Raw genomic sequence first — 1,598 nt, forward strand, 5'->3', positions numbered from 1 at the left:
GACGTCGTACAGCCCGCCAGCGCCACCAGCACGGCAGCGGTCAGGAAGGGGCGCAGGACGGGGGCGGCGGACGACGACATCGGCTGGTCTCGCAAAGAGGGGAGGTGGCATGATCGCAGCTTCACCCGGCCGCGACAGTGGCCGTTGGTCATGCGGCCAGATCCGGCATGGCCGGCCGTTGGATGACGGAAACCCGCTACTGGTTCACGGAATTCGACCGCCGCGCGACATAGCTTCGCCAAAGGCGCCATCACTCGTCATATCTCTATGGATAGATGCACTGCATGGCAACGCGGTAGCGCCGGTCATCAGGGGGATCACCTGCAAGGGAGCAAACGGATGCGAAGCAACGCGGGATGGACGGGCGGTGGACTCGCCCTGGGCTTGATGCTGGCGTGCGGCACCACGCACGCGGCCGATGTGGTGGGCGTGGCGTTCGTGCACGGAACCGGCAAGCAGACCGATGCGCGTACGGACTACTGGCAGCCGGGCATCATCGACACCGTGCGCCAGGGGCTGCCCAACAACAGCAACTACACGGTCATCAACTGCGATTTCGAGCAGTACATGTGGAAACCCGAGGCGGCCGGCTGCCTCGCCGGGCAGCTGACCACCTTCATCAACACCAAGGGCATCACCAGGCTGGTGGTGATCACCCATTCCAACGGCGGCAACGTGGTGCGCTGGATCCTGTCCAACCCCACCTACGACAGCCGCTACCCGAAGATCATCCAGACCATCAGCAAGGTCACCGCACTGGCACCGTCGTCGGCCGGTACGCCACTGGCCGATGCCGCGCTCAACGGCAACACGTTTGAAACCTCGGTGGGCTGGCTGCTGGGTTATAAGAGCGATGCCGTGCGGCAGCAGCAGGTGGGCCACATGGCCACCTACAACGCGCAGAACCTGTATGGCACCGCCGGGCGCCCGGCCCTGCCCAGGCCGTTCCGCGCGGTGGTCGGGTCGGATGTGGAGTCGGCCGTGTGGGACAGCAACAGCTACTGCGGCGGCTACGCGCAGAACGTGGGCCTGGAGTTCACCCAGAACTGGTTGAACAGCTGCTCGGACGGGTTCCTGGAGTGCAGCAGCCAGAAGGCTGCAGGCACGCTGTGGTTCACCGACAAGGCGCGCACCCAGGGCGCCGAGCCGCTGAGCCACAACCAGAGCCGCCGCGAGTGCTTCGGCCTGGGCACGATCCTGCGCAACGACCTGACCCTGTGAGGAGCACGCCATGACTTCAAGACTGACGATCGCGGTCGCCGTGGCCGCTGCCCTGGTGGCACTGCCGTTGCACGCCGCACAGCCTTTGCTGGCGCGCAGCAGCGACCAGCTGGCGCCGCGCGTGGAGAGCGCGCCGCTGCAGGCCGATGGCATCGAGCGGGCCCCGGTGAGCTTTGCCTGGGCACTGGATCCCAGCGCTACGTTGTCCGCGCCGGCGCCCTTCGTGGCCACCAGCCGCAGCTACTGGGAACTGGTGGACGCGGCCTCCCTGCAACGCGGCCTGGACCTGCCGTTGACCGCACCGGACGCGGTGATCCAGGTCAGCCCGGCACCGGGCGCCCGCGCGCTGTCCCCACAGCAGTGGCAGGTGCGCGACC

The 1,598-nt window shown here is 67.3% G+C and carries 2 protein-coding genes; both read left to right on the forward strand.

The window, feature by feature from the left end:
• The first annotated feature begins 339 nt into the window (after positions 1-339).
• A complete protein-coding gene (locus DBR34_RS08535; protein ID WP_128096469.1) occupies positions 340-1,221 on the forward strand; it encodes a hypothetical protein in 882 nt (293 codons plus the stop codon).
• A 10-nt stretch (positions 1,222-1,231) separates the two neighbouring features.
• Positions 1,232-1,598 (forward strand): DUF4785 domain-containing protein (locus DBR34_RS22425; protein WP_343125608.1); only part of this gene is annotated, 367 nt, incomplete at its 3' end.

This window comes from Stenotrophomonas sp. HMWF003 (assembly GCF_003061285.1).
Lineage (GTDB): Bacteria > Pseudomonadota > Gammaproteobacteria > Xanthomonadales > Xanthomonadaceae > Stenotrophomonas > Stenotrophomonas maltophilia_AP.